Source organism: Paenibacillus sp. NPDC057967 (assembly GCF_042887015.1).
Lineage (GTDB): Bacteria > Bacillota > Bacilli > Paenibacillales > Paenibacillaceae > Pristimantibacillus.
Genome location: NZ_JBHVQB010000006.1, coordinates 258,552 through 277,215, shown reverse-complemented (window position 1 = coordinate 277,215; position 18,664 = coordinate 258,552). Strand labels below are relative to the sequence as shown.

Genomic DNA, 18,664 nt, shown 5'->3' with positions numbered 1-18,664 from the left:
AATCCCCACGTCCAAAATAAATGCTACAGCAGCCCCAGCCCGCGTGCGCGCGCAACAGCTTCCGTCCTGCGGCTCACCTGCAGCTTATCGAAGATGATCCGGTTATGTCCCTTAACCGTGCTGAGCGCAAGAAACAGCCTTGACGCAATCTCAGTGTTCGACAACCCGTCAGCAATCAGCTCCAGCACCTCCAGTTCCCGGCTGCTTAGCGGTTCTACAAGCGGCGGCTTGCCAGAACCCCCGGATGGGAGGCGCTCTCGATGAGATTTCGCAAGCGGTGCCGTGCCTTTGAACTGCACAAGCAGCTTGCCGATATAGTCAGCCATCTGACTGCGCTTCGATGCTTCAAGAAGAAGCCTCTCCATAGGCGGCCCTTCATCCAAAAACAACCGTGCAAAACCTTCGCCTTCCGCCTCGTCAAGCACTTCGAGCACAAGGTTAATCCCTCCATCCCTGCTGCCGCAAGTGTACAAAGCCACCGCTTGAATCGCTTTGACCTGAAGCAGCTCGTCCGCTCGGCCACTCGCTTCCGCCGCATCGCGAAGCTGAGCCAGAACGCTAAGCGCATCCGCGACATTGCCATTGGCAAGCTGCACTTTGGCCAAGCTGATCGTTGGCTCATCATCGTGGCGGAGTAAGCGGGCGGCCTCATCCAGACGCAGCTGACGAAGCAGCAAAGCGGTACGCACAGCTGCCAGCCCCTTCATTTGATACGTAAAATGATAGTTCTTGGCAAGCTGATCAGCTTGCGACCATAGTACCGAGGCTTCCTTTATCCTATTCCGGGCAAGCTTTACCCGGGCAAGGTGCAGCTTGCAAGCGACAATTCGATCCGTATGCTTAAGCAGCGGTGCCAGATGAAGAGACTCTGCCGCATGCTTCTCCGCAGCCTCCAGATCGTTCCATTCATAGTATATCGATGCCAAGCCTAGATGAGCCTCGCAAGCGGCTGGAATCGGTGGATCGCCAGCCAGCTCCAGAACCCTGCGGTACCAGTCCGAGGCTGCATGAAGCTGATTATCCGACTGGCGGATCGCCCCAAGTCCAAGCATGGACATCAATGTTATTACCCCATGCCCGATGGACTGGCTGACCGTCAATGCTTCCGAGTAGGCCTTGCCTGCGGCAGCGCGTTCTCCCTGTAGCTGATAAGCATAGCCTAGCGTCCAGGTGGTCGCTGTTCGTACCGCCCGATTATCGGGATGCAAGTGCGCCAGCGCCCGTCGGGATTCTGACATAATCATCTCCGCATCATGTCGGCTGACAGCGAGTGTCGCCCGGATCGATGCGGCATGGCCGATCGCATCCGATGTCCGTTCGTCTTTCGGCATGTTCTGCAACGCTCTCTCGGCAGCCTCCAGATGACTCACAGCCTCTTGCAACTCGCCCTTTATCAATTGTGCAGAAGCATACATCACCCATAGCGAGGGCCTTGTATCCAATTCACGCTTTGGCAGAGAGCCCAGCCATGCCAGCACAGGTGCAGCAGCTCCGCGAAAGAACAGAGGCATGTAGCCTCCCTCGGCGAGAAGCGCCGCCCGTTCTACATCACCGGCTTGCACCGCATGATGGAAGGCTTCAAGCTCAAAGCCATTCTCCTCATGCCAGCGGCTTGCACACAGCTGCAACTCCGCCACCAGCTGTTCGCCCTCTTCCGCTTGCAGCCGTTTCCTGAGCAAGCCGACAAACAAATGATGATAACGGAACCAGCGCCTCTCAGCATCCAGAGGCACGATAAACAGATTGGATCGCTCAAGCCGCTCCAGCATTGCCTGACCAGATACGCCAAGCTCAGCTTCTCCTTCCCGCTGCAACAAAACATCGCATAGCGGTCCGCTCATCCGATCGAGAATAGAGGTGCGAAGCAGGAATGATCGAACGCCTGTATCTTGTCCATTCAGCGCTTCCTCGGCCAAATAGTCCAGCACAAAGGGATGGTTTTCATTAAAGGTTTGTATCGCCTGAAGCACATCACGCTGTCCCTTTATCGACAGGGCGGCTAATTGCAGCCCCGCAATCCATCCTTCTGTCTGGGCTTCGAGTAGCTTCATCCCTTCCTGCCCCACCTTAAGTCCCATGACTCGGCTTAAGAACTCCGCTGCTTCTTCGGAGCGAAAACGCAAATCCGCCGCGCGCACTTCTGTCAGCTGGTCTCTCGCACGCAGCCGGGACAAAGGAAGCTCAGGCTCCGTGCGAGTCGTAATGACCAGATGCAGACGATGCGGCAGCCGCTCCAGCAGAAATCCGACAGCGTCCAGTACCTGCCGTGAATCAATCACATGATAATCGTCCAGTACGAGTACACATTGCCCGGAGAAGATGTTATCCCATTCATTGAGAAGATGGGAGAGCACCCATTCGACTGGAGGCGTCTGCGGAGTTTGAAGCGCGCCAAGCACGCCTTCCCCCAGTTCCGGCGCCAGCGTGCGTAAAGCCGCGAGCAGATAGGAGAGAAAGCGTGCAGGGTCGTTATCCCCATCATCTAAAGATAGCCAGGCAGACGGAACTGGACTTCCAGCCAGCCATTCGCTGACCAGTGACGTCTTGCCATAGCCGGCAGGAGCCGAGATAAGGGACAGCTTCCGGTGAAGCCCTTGCTGAAGCTGCCCTGTCAGACGAAAGCGAGGGACATATCCGGGCCGAGGCTGCGGCATATATAACTTCGTGGATAGAATAGGCATGTTCATGTAGCCAGTATAATAAGGGGCTGTATCCTCCGTCAACCAAGAACTAAGGCTGGTTTTGCCTACTCCCATAGGAGGGAGTGCCTCCGCGAAATGGCTAGTTCGCAGCTTTTTGATCGTCGTTCAGGCTTTCCAGATAAAGCTTGTATTCCTCCGTAAATTCAAGCGCCTGCTTGAAAGAAGCAGAACGCTCAGATAATGCCTGTACGACCTCCTCCTTCGTCCCCTCCGTCAATACAAGCACGCCTGGCCTGCGCGGGAGACGGAACTGTGTATGATCATGATAGACCTGCACGACAATTGTACCGAGCGGCATTCCGTCCTTGTCATAGATTGTGCTCCACATCCAACGCTGCTGATCCGACTCGTCCTCGTTGCCCCATTCACGGGAAATATCGAACTCACCCGGTAATCGAGGCTCTGCACGCAGCCCGTTTTCCTTCATTTCTTTATGAACGTGGTTAAGCAACAGGTTCAAATACGTGCCATAAGCCATATCGCCCGCTTCCTCGTAGGCGCGCTGAAGCTTATCAGCTTGCTGAGTCAGGATGTCCTGCCACTGTGATTCAATATGGGCATCGATGTACTTCCCAAGCGAGCCAATGACATTTTCCGTGCGTACAGCAAGCAAGCTTCCAAGCGACAATTCGTTATGATTCATTTTCCAACCACCCATTTCATTCGATTTTTGAAGCTTCCTCTCCAGTTTACTTCATTGATGCAAACGATAAAGTCTCACGGAATGAACTGAAGCCTAACCCTGCATTTGATTGCTAGAAGCGTCAATTACTTTAAGGTTTTAATTGAATCCTACAATCGATTGGATGAAATAGCTTCGTCTCGACTTTCTTTCCCCATGCTGCTATGATTTCAATAGATTGAACGATCTAAAGGATGATTTTTTCGGAACCGCAAATGTCCATCCCTCGTAATAACGGTAAGCAATTGACTTGAATTCCAGGAGGAATTACGTATGATTTTGACCACAACATCCACAATTGAAGGCATGCCCGTAAGACAATATGTAGGCATTGTAACAGGAGAAGTTATTATGGGGGCGAACGTGTTCAGAGACTTTATGGCGTCCATAACCGATATTGTCGGGGGACGCTCTGGCGCCTATGAGAGCAAGCTTCAAGAAGCAAGAGACGCGGCGTTCGCCGAGATGTGCCAGAAGGCTTCGCGCATGGGCGCTAATGCCATCATTGGCGTCGATATCGACTATGAAGTCATTCGTGACGGGATGCTCATGGTAGCCGTCAGCGGAACAGCTGTCAACGTGTAACGCCTCTCCCGCGCCAGGTCTCCTCCTGCAATCCTTATGTATCAGATGCAAATCGATTACGATGGAGGAGGATAAAGCTGAACCGGATGAAGACAGCTTTAACTCATTTACGTACAACGTATCACAGGCATGACGCAAGAAAGCCGCTCGGACATCCGAACGGCTTTCTTGCTTGTTCCATTAATTCAATCGGTGCATCATCTCGTATTGGTTGCCGCAAGGATCTTCGAAATATACGGCATAATAGGTCGGACTGATAGGCAGCAATCCAGGTCCGCTAGTTATCGATCCGCCCAGCCGCTTCACCGTATCGGCAGTCCGATCAACCTCTGCGCGATCAGCAGCCCAAAATCCAATCAAGTTGTTGTTTGGCTTATGATCAGCGTCGACTGTTATGGCGAAATAGGGAACGCTCGGCAGCTCGCCCTCAGCGGCGAATACATACCAGTCCCTTGAATGATAGGTGTGTACGAAGCCCAACTCTGGCAGAAGACCCTCATAGAATTCCCGCACCTGTTCCCAAGCGTTTACTCTCAGGTCAATATGGCTGAATCTGTTCATCTCATAGCCCCCCTATTAATTCGTCTAGCTTCTCCTCCCAGTAACATTTCATGAGCTCCCTCATATAGACATCATCCAGCATCTCCTGATGGATGGAGATCGTTGTTTTGTCGCCTTTCGCGGACAGTACATAGATTTGCAGACGAGAAGGGTTGTCCCATTCAGGTCGCTGCCAGGTGAGCCGAAGCTTATGGTAAGGCTTCACGACCGTGAGCTTGCCGAATATCCCTTCCTCGGATTGATAGACCTCTCCCTGATTCAGCTTGAATGACGGTACATCACCGATCCACAGCTTCAAGCCTTCCTCCGATACAAGATAGTCCCACACCCGCTCCTTCGGCGCTGCTACCGTCTTTCTGACACCAATCTGCACGCCTGCATCCTTCGTTACGCCAACCGGTATCCGGCCCAGCACCTGCCCATACATGACGGCGAGCGACTCGCTCCATTCTTCCGAAGCCTCATATTGTTCGTTAATATGGGAGGCGATCCCTTCATGCGACCATTGAGGGTCCACGGACTGCTGCAGGCGGATGACCCACTCTTCCCATGTCTTTCCCGTAGCTTGCTTAACCTCTTGTCTGAAAATGGAGCCCGGCATCTTGCACCCTCCTGACGATTGATATGCTTCATTATAGAACGTTAATACTGACAGGGACGGTCAGTATTTACGGTTAAGATCGATAAAAACTTTGCAAATCATCGATGATATCGACCATGTGGCTTCTCAGCTCTTCCGGCTCGACGACACGAAGCTTCCCGCCGAAGGACAAGAGATAATACGCAATTTGTGTGTATAGCGGCAGCTCGTCTACACGGAATCGCGCTTCGCTCGCCTTACGCTCGACAAGCGCATGACCGAGCAGCCAATGCCCGCATAGCTCTTGAATGGCTTGAGGCGACCCTTGAATGAGTACAGAGATCAAGGAGTCATCAGAATCGTCGCCCTCACCCGGCTCGGACAGCAGGCTCCCCAGCAAATACTGCCGCGCGGAGAAAGCAGCAGGCCGTTCGAAGCGCTCAGGAGTATTCGCAATCCCGTCGATCCGATCTGCCCGGAAGCTTCTAAGCTCTTCGCGCAGATGGCAATACCCGACGACATACCATTTGCCTCTCCAATGGACTAGCCCGTAAGGGTCAATCCTGCGCTTCGTAGCGTCGGAATCATAACCGCTCGTATAAGCGATATCCAAGCTCACTCCCCCGTCTATGCCTGCCTCCAGCTCTGCAAGTATAGCCGTTAGAGCCGATGCCGCAAGCGGCTGGATGACTTCGATATGGGCCTCGCGCCGCTCCATCGACTCAAGCTGCTGCGGATTTGTATACCGCTTCATTTTCGCTATAGCCCGATTAAGCGCTTCTTCAGACGGATAACCCGATTCTCTGGCGAAGGCCGCCGCTTGCAGGAGCGCCTTCTGCTCCTCCTCGTCGAAGAATAGCGGCTCCAGCTTCAAGGAATCGGGTATGGTGTAGCCGCCATCCCGGCCGACTTCGGCTACGATGGGCACACCGGAAATGCACAAGGCATCGATGCACCGATAGACCGTACGGATATGAATCTCCAGTTCATCCGACAGCTGCTTCGCCGTCATTCTTCGCCGCGACTTGAGCAGCCATAAGATGGCGAGCATATTGTCCGCTTTTGACATCGATGTTGCCTCCCTATCATCGCATGCTATTCGCTATCCTAATCTTACTATATATGGCTGTCCGAGCAATAAAAAAGAAACGGCTAAAAAGCCGTTTCTTCTAATTATTATCCATGATGGCGATGCCTGTACATTAAATAGATAAAGAAAGGCGCACCCAATATGGCGGTGAATATCCCGGCCGGAATATCCAGCGGTACAAACACGGTGCGGCCGATGAGATCGGCGAGCAGGACGAACAACGCCCCCAGCAACGCAGATGCCGCCACAATCGCTCCATTATGATTGCCTACCAGCTTGCGGGCCATGTGAGGAGCCATCAGCCCCACGAAGCTGATTCCTCCCGCGATGCCAACCGCGGCGCTGGCTAGAATGACGGCCAGGATAATCAACAAGAATCTTTTCCGTTCCACCCGCATCCCGACGCCAATGGCAATTCGGTCGCCCAGCTCCAGCACATTCAGGCTTCTGGACTGCACAAGTGCGGCAATGCCGCCGACTACGACCCAAGGCGCCAAATAAATCACATGGGTCCATGACGTGCCGTAGACCGTTCCCGCCATCCAGCCAAGCGCCTGCGAGACGAGGTATAGCGGCCCTGCCAGCGTAAAATATATCGTCAGCGCCCCCATCGCAGAGGATACCGATACGCCGATCATCGCCATCCGAAGCGGCGAGCTGCCCTTCCTCCAAGCTAGCGAATAGGTTATCGCAGAAGCGATACAGCCGCCAGCCATCGCAACGATTGGCATCCAGCCGACAGCCACCTGTCCGTTCATAATCGTAATAAAGGCTACGACCGCTGCTGTCGCCCCTGAAGTCGTCCCGAGCAAGTCGGGCGAAGCCAGCGGATTGCGAATCAGGGCTTGCAGAATTGTCCCTGAGATCGCCATCGCAGCGCCCACTAATACAGAAGCCGCAATACGCGGCATTCGCAGCTGATATACAATCAGCTCGTACTTCTGCTCGCCGAGCCCAACCAGCGTACGCAGCACGTCAGATACAGGCACATGAAAGCTGCCGAGTCCGATGCTCAAGATGATAGCAATGAGCAATACAAGCGCCAACAGCAGCAGCCAGATCATAACAAGCGGCTTGCGATGCCGCTCCGTAAGCCTTCGGTAAGATCGTCTAAATCTGCCCAAGCGCCTTCCTCCTTACGAGCGCCACCACAAACGGGACGCCTAGTACGGCTGTCATGACGCCCACCGGCACTTCTTTGCCTTGAATCAAAAACCGCGACAGCACATCGGCGAGCAGCAAAAAACCAGCTCCCAGCACAGCGCTGTAAGGCAGCAGCCAGCGGTGGTCGTTGCCTACCAGCCAGCGCGAGATATGAGGGATCATAATGCCGACAAAGCTGATTGGGCCTGCCAGTGCGACACTGCCTCCAGCAAGCAGCACGACTACGAGCAAAGTAAGGAGTTTGACCCACACCATCCGTTGGCCGAGTCCTTTTGCCACATCATCTCCCATAGCCATCACGTTAAGAGACCGGGTCATGAGCATGGCAATAACCCAAGCAGCCGACATATACGGCAACAATTGAACCGTATGATTCAGATTGCTGTTCGATAACGAGCCGGTCAGCCAATACAGCGCGCCTTCCAGCGTCTCGTTGCTGATCAGCATAAATAAAGAATTGATGGATGACGCGAAGGATGCCAGCGCCGATCCCGTCAAGATCAGCTTGATCGGCGTCATGCCCCCTCTGCCCGCTGTCGCAATCAGAAAGATCGCCCCGGCGGATAGGCCAGCCCCGATAAAGGCCACCCACATCAGATCGCCAAACGTAAACACTGCTCCATACCAATAGAGCATCGACACAATCGCCAGCGCTGCCCCCGCGTTAATGCCCAGTATTGAAGGCGAGGCAAGCGGATTGCGCGTCATCGCCTGCAGCAATACCCCGCTAACGGCAAGACTGCAGCCGATAACGGCGGCAGTCAAGGCGCGCGGCACACGGGAGGTGCGGATAATAAGCTGTTCGTCGCTTCCCGTATACGAGGTATATGCTTGGATGACAGTATCCAAATTAAAGCTTCTAAGCCCGAACAAAACGCTGGCAACCGCCGAGATGATCAGCAGCGCCAGCGCTCCGGCAAATCCGGCAGCTTTTCCTTTGTCGGTCGACAAAAGAGAGGTCATGTCTTTAATTCCCTTCTATACCGTTAACGCATAATGCTAACGTTGAATATTCGCAAAAACCTTCTCGATGTCAGCTACCAGCAGCTTCGCAGCCAGAATACCGCCCGCGGAGTTCCAGATCGCTTCGTCAACCTGATAAATTTGTCCGTTCTGATTCACTTTCATATTCTGTGCGATCGGATCGGCCAGCCATTCCTTGGCAGTATCGGCAGCAGCCGTCTCGCCGTCTCGGTCCGATGCGAAGTAGAACAATGCATCGCCATCGAGAACGCTAATTTGTTCCTTCGTAATTTCCTCGGCAAACTCCGCTTTGTTCTGCGCTTCCGTTCTCGCGATGCCGAGCTTGTCCAGAACTACGCCTGCGAAGTTCTGCTTGTAATACACTCTGGCTTTGCCGGCCTGGAAGCGAGCCAGTGATACCTCAACCTGAGCTTTGTCGCCCAGTCTAGCCGCCGTCTCATTCACAAGCTTCTCGAACTCGGCCAGCGCCTTTGCGCCTTCCTCTTCCTTGTTCAGCGCGCTTGCGAACAACGTGAAGTTTTCGATCATGCTGTCGCCCAGGTTTTCGGTGAATACAGTTGGCGCAATCGCGCTAAGCTGGCTGTAGATTTTCTCTTGTCTAACCTTCGTGCCGAGAATGAGATCCGGCTCAAGGCTCGCGATCAGCTCCATATTCGGCTGCGTCTCGTCACCGACAATCTCTACCCCATTCATTTGATCCGCTATATGGTCATACCAAGGATCGCCAATCCAGGACTGGACGGCTCCTACAGGTTTGATGCCGAGTTCCAATAAGGTTTCTGTTCCTTGCGTCGTCAGCACAACCACTCTGGTCGGCGTGCCCTTAATATCCGTATTGCCCATCGCATGGGCGATTGTTCTGCTCTCTTCGACTTCCGGCGCTTTCGTAGGTTCAATGGCGTTGCCGTTGTTCCCCGTGTTTGCTTCCTTGTTGTTACCGCATGCTGCAAGCATGGCCATAACGATAACTAACATAGCTGCTGTCATCATTTTCATCGTGGTATGTTTTTTCACTATTCCCGCTCCCGTAATTCAATAATGAGTATCATTATCATTTGATGATGAAAAAAAAACACTTCTTTTGCAACCGATGCGCATGCGGTTCAGTAAATGTTACAATAACAACACTAATATAGTTGCTTGCCCATTTCAATAGATCGGGCTCCGAAATGGACAAAACAAAGGAAGTGTTACACATCAACAGCAATTTCATTGAAGGGCAGCAGCAATCGAAGGAATGGATCACGCTCTCTCTGCTCTATTTGATGGAGACGAGGGCTTATTCCGATATCAAAGTAACGGAGATTGCCAAAAAATCCGGCCTCGCAAGACAAACGATCTACCGAAACTATGGGGATAAAGACGATATTTTGTACGATTACCTATGCCATCAATTCAACTTCTTTGACGATCGAATCACAGAACGGCAGCTGGCTGAAGCAGACGTGCTGATCGTTTTTTTTGAAATGTGGCAGGAATTCCTCCCGGCTTCCCTGCTGTACAATATTCAATTGTCCGATCGGAAGATCAGGCAAATCATATATCGAAGCCTGGAATATTATGTTCAGGAGAAATATTCCCCTTCGTTCATGGCTCCGCAGACGTCGATCGGCGACATGCACTACTATGTTTTCCGTTCCCTGTCATCCGCCCTGCACGGCATCCTCATCGAATGGAGCCTGCAGCATTACGCGCAATCGCCAGAACAAATCGGCAAGCTGACGTATCAGCTTACCGATTCTATGCGCCAATATTGTATCCAGCATGCGGCGCCATAAGCCACATGCCCGGGTCACTGCTAGGTCCGCCGCATATAAGCGCGAACCGTAATTGGTGCGAACACCGCTACGATAACCGCTGCACCGATCAGCGAGATGGCGAGATCCCAGCCGACCGTACCCGAATTGGTCATATCCCGCACAGCCGTGACGAGATGAGAGACGGGATTGATATTCACAAACCACTGCAGCCAGTTCGGCATCGTCTCCACCGGCACGAAGGCATTGGAGAGGAACGTCAGCGGGAACAGCACGATCATCGAGATGCCTTGTACGCTGGAAGCGGTTCGGGCGATGACACCAAAGAAGGCGAATATCCAGCTGATCGCCCACGAGCAGAAGATGACAATGACCGCCGCTAGCGCTACGTACGCAAGTCCTCCTTCAGGTCGATACCCCATCACATAACCCATTGCAAACGTAAGCACTGTCGCAATCGTATAACGTACCGTATCGGCCAGCAGCGCCCCCGCCAGCGGGGCAATCCGCGCAATCGGCAGCGACTTGAACCGGTCGAATACGCCCTTGTCCATGTCCTCCCGCAGTTGGACCCCGGTTACGATCGACGTCGTTATGACCGTCTGTACGAGAATGCCCGGAATGATCACGGGCAGATAGCTTTGCACATCGCCAGAGATGGCACCCCCGAATATATAAGTGAACATTAACGTGAAAATAATAGGCTGAAGCGTCACGTCAAACAGTTGCTCCGGTGTGCGGCGCAGCTTCAGCAATCCTCTATAAGCCATCGTAAGGGAATGACGCACCGACTGGAGAAAGCCGGTCCGGTTCTTCAATTGGCGATGCGCCGCTGAGTTCATCGTAGATTGGCTCATACGTTAGCCACCTCCGCTTTTTTAGTTTGATTTTGCGGCTGCGTCGCTGACGGGTTGGGAGAGCCGCTCCCCGTAATCGTCAGGAACACTTCATCCAGCGTTGGCTTTTGCACGCTCATCTCGGCGAGCGGAATGCCCGCCTCGCGCAGCGCAATAAGCAGATCGGTCACCCCATCGGCGTTTGCCATCGGCGCTGTGATTTTGCCCGAATCATAGGCTACGCTCGCTGAGACATTCAATACCCGCTCCACGATCTGGCGTGCGCTCTCGATTTGTCCTGATTGCTGGACGTTCAGATGCAGCGAAGAAGTTCCGACGGATGCCTTCAGTTCATCCACCGTTCCTTCTGCTACGACGCGCCCATGATCGATTACTGCGATCCGGTCCGCCAGTTGGTCGGCCTCGTCCAGGTATTGGGTCGTTAGAAGCACGGTCGAGCCCGTCTTCACGAGCCGCTGGATCGTCTCCCACATCTGGACGCGCGTGCGCGGATCAAGTCCTGTCGTCGGCTCATCCAAGAAGATGAGCGGCGGCTGGGCGATCAGGCTGGCGGCCAGATCAAGCCGGCGCCGCATGCCGCCAGAGAAGTTCTTCAGCGGGCGCTTCGCCGCCTCCGTCAAGCTGAATTCCTCCAGCAGCGATTCCGCTTTTCGTTTTGCTTCTGAGCGGCTAAGCCCAAGCAGCCGCGAGAATATAATGAGGTTCTCCATCGCGCTAAGCGATTCGTCGACCGAAGCGTATTGACCTGTTACGCCGATCAGCTGTCTCACCATTTGAGATTCCTTTGTCACGTCATGTCCGAATATGCGAGCCGAACCTCCATCCGGTCTTAGCAAGGTTGCCAGCATGCGTATGGTTGTCGTTTTCCCGGCGCCGTTCGGCCCAAGCACGCCATAGATCGTGCCGGCGCGTACGTTCAGATCCACCCCGTCCACCGCACGATGCTCTCCGAACACTTTCACAAGCCCTTGAGCCTCGACGGCCCATTCACTCCTATCCATCATTGCATTTCCTCCTCTATATCTGAGCTATAGCGATCTTAACGCCCTTATTTAAACGGAATTTAAACAAAGTGGAGAAACAATAAAAAAAGGCCAGCCCGCGGCTGACCTTTCCTGAAAAACGATAAATGATTACTTGATTAAGCGCTTAGCCCCCTGCCTTCCGCCACCCGGACGCTGTCCGGACTTTTGGACAAGAGCAGTTGGACGACAATCATAGCCATAATAATGACAAGCATGGCGACAAGAGCAACCGTGAAGTTGCCGTAAAAATCATACAATCCGCCGATTAAGAGCGGCCCCATTGCCGCAATCAGATATCCGCCGCATTGGGACATAGCCGACCATGCTCCCGCTTCCTGCGCCGTATTCGTCTCCACAATCGGAAGCATAAGCGCCAGCGGGAACAGTCCGCCTGCTCCGAGGCCCAAGAAGATGGTGGCAGGCAGCATGGGCATGTGGAGCAGCAGCATGATGATGCCGATTAGCTCAGATACACTGCATGCGACGAGGAAAAATCCGCGTTTGCCGTATTTGGCCACCAGACTCGGAAGTGTCATGGACACCGGAATTTGGATGATTGTAAATACGGTGAGCAGCATGGCTGCGCTTGCCTTGCTGTAGCCAAGGCTCTGCGCGATAGGCGAAAGCCAAGCCGTAAGCGAATAGAACATGCTAGACATCATGCCGAAAAACAGAGTCAGCAGAATGGCGCGCTTATTGGTCAGCGGCAGCCGGGAACGTACCGCGTTTGCGGCTTGATCCTTCTTCCCGATAAGCGGAAGCCACATCAGCAAGGCGAGGATGCCCAGAATAGCCCAGATCGCCAGTGTAAAGGATAAGCTTTGATCATGACGATTAAAAATCGGAATCGACAGTGCGGATGCGGCACTTGCGCCTACGGTCAAGGATACGGAATACACGCTGACAATGCCCGGTTTGGTCGGGAAATATTTCTTAATGAATCCAGACAGCAGCGGTCCAGCAAGACTAATGCCGATGCCGCCGACAATAGCTGTAATCACAAGTACGCCGACCGAGGTGATTACGCCCCGAAGTGCTGTCGCGCCTGTAATGAGAACCATCGCGACAAAGATCGTCCGCTCCAGCCCCCATCGGTCCCGCAGCGCAGTCGCCGCAGGGGCGAAGAGGCCCATGCACAGTACGGGCAGTGTCGTGAGCAAGCTGGCCGTCAGCGCATTCATGCCAAGGCTGGATTGCATTGTGCCAAGCAGAGGCGCGACGGACGAGATGATTGGTCTTAGGTTAAGCGCTGCGATAAAAATCGCCAGCAGCCAAAATAGTTTCTTCATATATGGTCACTCCCTCTATATCTGTGTACACAAGTATAGAGACTCCGCAACCATTGATCAATCCTATAATTTCTATTATTATAATAGTAAAAAACTATCGTTCAAGGAGCAAGCGATGGACACTCGACATATCCAATATTTTATGGCAGTCTACGAGCATCTCCACTTTACGAAAGCAGCGGAAGCGCTGGGTATTTCCCAGCCTACCCTGAGCCAGCAGATTCGTGTGCTGGAAGCAGAGCTCGGGATGCCTCTATTCGACCGGATCGGCAAGCAGGTTGTGGCGACTGAAGCCGGCAAGCTGCTGCACTTCCACGGCGGGCGCATGCTCTTGGCAGAGCAAGATGCCAAAATCGCCATAAGAGAGCTGATGTCGTCGGCACGAGGCACCGTCCGTCTTAGCGTATTGCCTTCTGACTTAGACTTCCAACTGGTGCCGCTCTTTATCCACTTTCATTCCGAATACCCCGACATACAACTGCAAGCCTTCTCCACCATTCAGATCTTGGAGGAAGTGCTCAGCAATCGGGCCGATATCGGAATAGCGCTCAGAACTCCGCCCGACAAGCGGCTGGTGCAAATCCCGTTGCGCTCTGAGCCATACCACCTGCTTGTCCATTCCGGCAGCGAGCTTGCCGGCAGAGCATCTATTAAGCTGTGCGAACTGGAACAGATCCCGATTGTCATGTATCCGCGCGGCTTCATTGGCCGTGAACTGGTGGAGAAGGTATGCCGGGAGAAAGGCGGCTTCCAGCTTTCGACCGTGATGGAGACCAGCACAGCGATCTCTCTCTTGCAGTTGGTGCGAGCTGGCGTCGGCGCGACCATTCAGCCCGTGAGCCTGCTCAAACAGGAATCCATGCGGAATGAGATTATCGCCATCCCGATCTCCGATCATGCGCCAATGCGTCATCTGGAACTCATCTATGGCTCGGAGCGCTATATTAGTGAAGCCCATCGCCAGCTGGCCAAATGGCTGATCGATTTCTTCAGCAAATCATAAGTTGGTAAATGAGCTCACCTATCAGAAAGAGCTGTCCTTAGTGCCCTATCGGCCACCAGAACAGCTCTTTGCTGTAAAGCTATATTAGCTTATGCTTCAAAAACTACTCAACCAGCTTCGCGCCGCTTAGCAGCAGCACGTCGTCTGCCGCCATGAACGTTACGCCGTTCTTCAAAGCAGCTGCTTCGATCAGCGTATGCGTATCTTCGCCTTTCACAACTTCAGTGCCGCGGGCAACAAAGCTGTACTGCTCCTGATCGCCTTTCATCACCTTGATGCTGCTAGTCTCCGCATTCCATTCCAGCGTATAGCCGAGCGCCTCAACCACTTGGCGGAACGGAAGCATCAGACGGCCGTTCGCAACGTATGGCTGCTCGCTGGCCGCAAGCTCAAGCTTCTCATCATTTACGTACAAGTTCTCCAGGCCTGCTTGCACATAGCCGTTGTAGGAGTACGAGAATACCATCATTTTGGTCGATTCCGCAGCTTCCTCGGCTCCTTCGCCTTGTACGATCTGCTTCCATACCAGCAGCTTCGTGCCTGGCTTCAGATTATGTTTGGTTACGATGTTTTTCGTCAGGTAGGGGAACAGCTCCGTGTCATCCGTTACGGTATACGTCGCATCCCGGTTGGTGTGCACGATGACATTGCCATTCTCTTCTTGCTTCACGTTATCGATCTCTTCGTAAGTTGGTACGGCAAAGTCAGCCGGAATCGACGTAAGCAGCAACTCAGCGTTTGTCATCGGAGGCAGGCTCATCGTCATAGCCGGTCCTACGTAAGCATAGATCATCTCGTTCTCGCGAATGTCCTTAACCGACTTCGGCAGGCCGCTAACCGCGTCCAGAATCAACGTGTCTTCGCTAACGTTCAGAATGATTTTATCGAACTGCGCATTTTCATTGTTGTTCTCCAGCATGATGCGGCCGTCTTCCATAAGCGTAGCCGTACCGTAGACCACCATCGAATCCAGCCACTTCTGCTGCATGATCTCATAAGCCGGTGCGCTGATCGGTATAATCGGCGCGCTGATCGGTACGATCTGCTGTGGCGCCTCGCTTGCGAATGCCGAAGCTCCTCCTGTCAGGCAAGCTACTGCTGTCAATGCACAAATGGTATGTTTCACATATCTCTTCATTACAATTCTCCCTTTCATGTTGGGTTATGGAATAAATCGGCGTAAGCTTCCTTGAACGATTCCGGCAAGATGTAACGATTGTCACCTAGCGAGGCCATTCCCAGTTCCGGGACAACAAACAGGTCAATCGCCGTGCCGTCCTTCAAGTGAAGCTTAGCCAGATAGGATTTCCCTTCGGACTGGGCTTTGGCCCACTGCTCATCAGCTTCTCTATCTCTATTAACCGCCGGTTCGCTTTGGCTAAACATCTCAATCCACTTCCGAACGTCCTTCTTCCGGTCGAGCGCATGCAGCTGCACACTGCCGATGTGATTCATGATGTCAATTTCTTTGGTCAGTCGTGCCAGCTCCGCAGCTTCCGTATATTCACGGGCCGGGATGATGCCGTTATCCGTTCTGCCGGACAACTGGGCAATATAATAGCGGCCCTCATGCTTCACAGCCAACCGGAAACCAGGTTCATACCCCGGAAGCGGATAGACCTCTCCGCCAAGCAGATAGGTTGTCGCGTAATCCAGCACGGCGTACCCGTCCTTGCCGCCATTCTCCATATCGGACTTCAAATCGTATATTAACGATCCCAGCTTGTCTTTCGCCTCCGGCATCCTGTCCGCCAGATCGTATGGAGCACCGTCATTCAGAAACGTATAACGGTACCCGTTATAGTTCATCATCTTCGGCGGACCAAGCGATACGGAAAGCGGCATATGCCGCGGCGTAACGGTAAATGGCGATGGCTGGGCTTGCTGAAGCGCCGTAAGCGACGGAATAGCCGGGTCAGCCTTGAAGAAGACCGGAAAGACGAGCGCAAGCGACAGCACCGCGCAGCCTATGGCAGGAATGGCGATTTTGACACTTCGCCTCAAAGGGGGGTTCCTTCGTGCTTCCTGGCCGAGAATGCGGCTTAGCATGCGCTCCTTCTGCGTCTTGGTCGGGCCTAGCCTCGACATGCGGGCGATTAATTCCTTCTTATTCATATCGCTCACCACCTATCGACAGCTTCAGTAGTTTCCTGCCCGTATGTAGCCGAGTGCGAATGGTCGGTTCTTTTATAGAGAGCATATCTGCTATTTCCTTCGTGCTGTATCCCTCATAATAATGCAAGTAAATCGGCAAACGGTATTTCTCAGGAAGGGATAGCACTTCATCTAACAGATCGTCGTGCCTGATTTCCTCGGATAACTGCTTCTGATCGCTTTCTTCCAGTGTGACGCGCAGTCGTCTCCACCAATGTCTAAGCATATTTTTGCAATGATTGCGGGCAGTCACAATAAGCCAAGCCTTCTCATGCTCGGTGTCTTGGAACGTCTTGTCGGATCTCATCAGCTTTAAGAAGACAGTCTGTGTTGCTTCTTCCGCATCAACCACATTTTTTAACATCATGAAACAGACCTTGTATATCGTATCTGCATGACAATTGTAGATTTGAGTGATATCCTTGCCCGTACGCTGCAAGGCATCCTCCATGCTGCTGTCCCCCCTTTACTAGTAACACAATTGAGATAGGCAAAATGTTCGATTGATTTAAAAAAAATTTTCAGGAGTCGCATTTGTCTATTGTAAAACAACCCAAACGGCGATGCAGTGGTATGATTTGGCTGGGCGATTCCATCCTGCCGTCAATTCTACCGATTTGTTCATCTTTCCATGCAAACCTATCATTATAAAGTGATAGAATAGAGTCAGCAATAATGGACACCCATCATGATACTAGGAGCCTACCGAAGTGAAAGCACACCCAATACGTCTACTTCGCATTACCGGACTATTCGACGGCCTGTCGCTATTAGTCTTGCTTGGCATCGCGATGCCACTCAAATATATAGGGGGGATGGATAAGGCTGTCACGATCGTCGGCAGCATTCATGGGGGGATTTTCAGCCTATATGCGCTTGCCATCCTCTACGCTGCCCTGCGGGTCAGATGGAATCTGCTATGGTCCGCTGCAGCGCTCCTCGTCGCTTTTATTCCTTTCGGCAACTTTGTACTGGACTGGCAGCTTAAGAAGGCGCAAGTGAAATATGCGGTTAAACCGTTCAACTACGCCCTGCTCGTATACAGCATCGTCTTTTTCTCTTTCTTCGATCTGTTCGCGCAGCTGCCGGTCATGAGCACCTTCGCCGCCTCCATCGGCGCCAGCTCGTTTATCGTCGGATTCGTCATCGGACTTTATTCCCTGTCCAATACGTTAGGCAATATACTCTCTGGCATCATGACCGACAAGATCGGACCGTTCAAGCTTCTAATGGCCGGCCTTGTCTTATCAAGCGGCGCCTTGCTGCTGTATCACTTTGTTGAGCAGCCTGGCTGGCTTATCGTCGTCCGTATCATCCACGGCTTTGTCGCGGGCTTGATCGTGCCCGCCGCCTTCACGTTCTCAGCGAACACGACGGTTCAGAACGAGCAAGGGAAGAAGGTTGCCTTTACCGGCACATTCGTCGGACTTGCCGCGATTATCGGTCCAGCCTTCAGCGGCATTATGGCGAGCAAAACATCCGTTCCGTTCGTCTTCACCTGCGTCGCGATGATGGGACTGGCCCTGGCCGTGCTGTCGGCTATCTTCCTTGGCAAGTACAAGATCGTGAAGAAAGAAAAGGACGAGTCCGCGACAACAGGTCCGTTCCTGAATATCGCTGTGATGAAGGCATATGGCGGGGCTTTCTTTCTGATGTTCTCGCAAGGCGTTATTGCCTACCTGCTGCCGCTTCATGTGCAATCGCTAGGCTATGATTCCAGATTGAGCGGAACTTTGATGAGCGCCTTCGGCATCATAGCAGTTCTCATCTTCGTCCTCCCGACGAACCGCATATTCGACCGTGTCGCTCCGTCGCTGACGATGGCGCTGGGCATCGGGCTGATGGGCGTCAGCCAGCTGCTGATCAGCCAATCTGACACGACTTGGGCGCTCTACGCCGTACTGGGCCTGTACGGGGTCGGCTTCGCCTTCCTGTTCCCGTCGATCAATACGATGCTTATCCGGGCGACACCGGCGGAGCTTCGGGGCAAAGCTTACGGCTACTTCTACGCCTTCTTCTCGCTTGGCGTGGTTGCCGGTTCTTCGCTGCTGGGCTGGCTGCCCTTCGACGAAAGCCAGGGCTTCCTCTTCACCGGTGCAGTGCTGCTGCTATTCGCTGTTGTCGTCCTCGTCAGCAGACGCAAAGAGCATGCGCTAAGCCAATAAGCGCCCTCTGCAAAGAAGACTCCAAAGCCGCTGTAACAGCAGCTTTGGAGTCTTCTTTATCTATAT

At 53.2% G+C, this 18,664-nt stretch carries 18 protein-coding genes; 4 read left to right on the top strand and 14 right to left on the bottom strand.

Going from position 1 to position 18,664, the window contains the following annotated elements:
- Positions 1-23: 23 nt before the first annotated feature.
- Together ACFVSO_RS17495 and ACFVSO_RS17490 are read right to left on the bottom strand one after the other, a co-directional pair.
- A complete protein-coding gene (locus ACFVSO_RS17495; protein WP_387475820.1) occupies positions 24-2,756 on the bottom strand; it encodes a winged helix-turn-helix domain-containing protein in 2,733 nt (910 codons plus the stop codon).
- A gap of 25 nt (positions 2,757-2,781) precedes the next feature.
- Positions 2,782-3,345 (bottom strand): DUF6022 family protein, encoded by a 564-nt coding sequence (locus ACFVSO_RS17490; protein ID WP_387475817.1) that lies wholly within the window; start codon positions 3,343-3,345, stop codon positions 2,782-2,784.
- 312 nt (positions 3,346-3,657) lie between these two features.
- Here ACFVSO_RS17490 and ACFVSO_RS17485 point away from each other — a divergent pair, with 312 nt between their 5' ends.
- Entirely contained in the window at positions 3,658-3,969 is a 312-nt protein-coding gene (locus ACFVSO_RS17485; protein ID WP_387475814.1) for a YbjQ family protein, read from the top strand.
- A 180-nt stretch (positions 3,970-4,149) separates the two neighbouring features.
- Here the strand turns inward: ACFVSO_RS17485 and ACFVSO_RS17480 are convergent, their stop codons facing one another.
- From ACFVSO_RS17480 to ACFVSO_RS17455, 6 genes are all read right to left on the bottom strand, one after another.
- The gene (locus ACFVSO_RS17480) at positions 4,150-4,530 is read right to left on the bottom strand and encodes a VOC family protein (RefSeq protein ID WP_387475812.1); all 381 of its coding nucleotides are present in this window, start codon (positions 4,528-4,530) and stop codon (positions 4,150-4,152) included.
- A 1-nt stretch (position 4,531) separates the two neighbouring features.
- The gene (locus ACFVSO_RS17475; RefSeq protein WP_387475809.1) at positions 4,532-5,131 is read right to left on the bottom strand and encodes an SRPBCC family protein; all 600 of its coding nucleotides are present in this window, start codon (positions 5,129-5,131) and stop codon (positions 4,532-4,534) included.
- Positions 5,132-5,204: 73 nt separating this feature from the next.
- The gene (locus tag ACFVSO_RS17470; RefSeq protein ID WP_387475806.1) at positions 5,205-6,179 is read right to left on the bottom strand and encodes a helix-turn-helix transcriptional regulator; all 975 of its coding nucleotides are present in this window, start codon (positions 6,177-6,179) and stop codon (positions 5,205-5,207) included.
- Between the two features lie 107 nt (positions 6,180-6,286).
- A complete protein-coding gene (locus ACFVSO_RS17465) occupies positions 6,287-7,324 on the bottom strand; it encodes a FecCD family ABC transporter permease (protein WP_387475803.1) in 1,038 nt (345 codons plus the stop codon).
- Positions 7,311-8,327 (bottom strand): FecCD family ABC transporter permease, encoded by a 1,017-nt coding sequence (locus tag ACFVSO_RS17460; RefSeq protein ID WP_387475801.1) that lies wholly within the window; start codon positions 8,325-8,327, stop codon positions 7,311-7,313. Before ACFVSO_RS17460 ends, ACFVSO_RS17465 begins: the two co-directional genes overlap by 14 nt.
- 36 nt (positions 8,328-8,363) lie before the next feature.
- Positions 8,364-9,362 (bottom strand): ABC transporter substrate-binding protein, encoded by a 999-nt coding sequence (locus tag ACFVSO_RS17455; protein WP_387475798.1) that lies wholly within the window; start codon positions 9,360-9,362, stop codon positions 8,364-8,366.
- A 155-nt stretch (positions 9,363-9,517) separates the two neighbouring features.
- Between ACFVSO_RS17455 and ACFVSO_RS17450 the strand changes: the two genes are divergently transcribed.
- The gene (locus ACFVSO_RS17450) at positions 9,518-10,126 is read left to right on the top strand and encodes a TetR/AcrR family transcriptional regulator (RefSeq protein WP_387475795.1); all 609 of its coding nucleotides are present in this window, start codon (positions 9,518-9,520) and stop codon (positions 10,124-10,126) included.
- A 20-nt stretch (positions 10,127-10,146) separates the two neighbouring features.
- Here ACFVSO_RS17450 and ACFVSO_RS17445 read toward each other — a convergent pair whose 3' ends face one another.
- From ACFVSO_RS17445 to ACFVSO_RS17435, 3 genes are all read right to left on the bottom strand, one after another.
- A complete protein-coding gene (locus tag ACFVSO_RS17445) occupies positions 10,147-10,962 on the bottom strand; it encodes an ABC transporter permease (protein WP_387475793.1) in 816 nt (271 codons plus the stop codon).
- Positions 10,959-11,966, bottom strand: a complete 1,008-nt coding sequence (locus tag ACFVSO_RS17440; RefSeq protein WP_387475791.1) for an ATP-binding cassette domain-containing protein — start codon at positions 11,964-11,966, stop codon at positions 10,959-10,961. The genes ACFVSO_RS17445 and ACFVSO_RS17440 overlap by 4 nt, the downstream gene beginning before the upstream one ends.
- 137 nt (positions 11,967-12,103) lie before the next feature.
- Entirely contained in the window at positions 12,104-13,276 is a 1,173-nt protein-coding gene (locus ACFVSO_RS17435; protein ID WP_387475789.1) for an MFS transporter, read from the bottom strand.
- A gap of 115 nt (positions 13,277-13,391) precedes the next feature.
- Between ACFVSO_RS17435 and ACFVSO_RS17430 the strand changes: the two genes are divergently transcribed.
- Positions 13,392-14,279, top strand: coding sequence for a LysR family transcriptional regulator (locus tag ACFVSO_RS17430; RefSeq protein ID WP_387475787.1), 888 nt, complete (start codon positions 13,392-13,394; stop codon positions 14,277-14,279).
- A 103-nt stretch (positions 14,280-14,382) separates the two neighbouring features.
- Here ACFVSO_RS17430 and ACFVSO_RS17425 read toward each other — a convergent pair whose 3' ends face one another.
- The 3 genes from ACFVSO_RS17425 to ACFVSO_RS17415 are packed head-to-tail and all read right to left on the bottom strand — an operon-like array spanning position 14,383 to position 16,884.
- Positions 14,383-15,417, bottom strand: a complete 1,035-nt coding sequence (locus tag ACFVSO_RS17425) for a stalk domain-containing protein (protein ID WP_387475785.1) — start codon at positions 15,415-15,417, stop codon at positions 14,383-14,385.
- A 14-nt stretch (positions 15,418-15,431) separates the two neighbouring features.
- On the bottom strand, positions 15,432-16,394 hold the full coding sequence (locus ACFVSO_RS17420; protein ID WP_387475782.1) for a hypothetical protein: 963 nt from the start codon (positions 16,392-16,394) through the stop codon (positions 15,432-15,434).
- Positions 16,387-16,884, bottom strand: coding sequence for an RNA polymerase sigma factor (locus tag ACFVSO_RS17415; RefSeq protein WP_387475780.1), 498 nt, complete (start codon positions 16,882-16,884; stop codon positions 16,387-16,389). The genes ACFVSO_RS17420 and ACFVSO_RS17415 overlap by 8 nt, the downstream gene beginning before the upstream one ends.
- A 259-nt stretch (positions 16,885-17,143) precedes the next feature.
- On the opposite strand from ACFVSO_RS17415, the gene ACFVSO_RS17410 reads away from it, so the two are divergent.
- Positions 17,144-18,598 carry an MFS transporter gene (locus ACFVSO_RS17410; protein WP_387475777.1) on the top strand — a complete coding sequence of 485 codons (1,455 nt, stop codon included), beginning with the start codon at positions 17,144-17,146 and terminating at the stop codon, positions 18,596-18,598.
- The last annotated feature ends 66 nt before the right edge of the window (positions 18,599-18,664 follow it).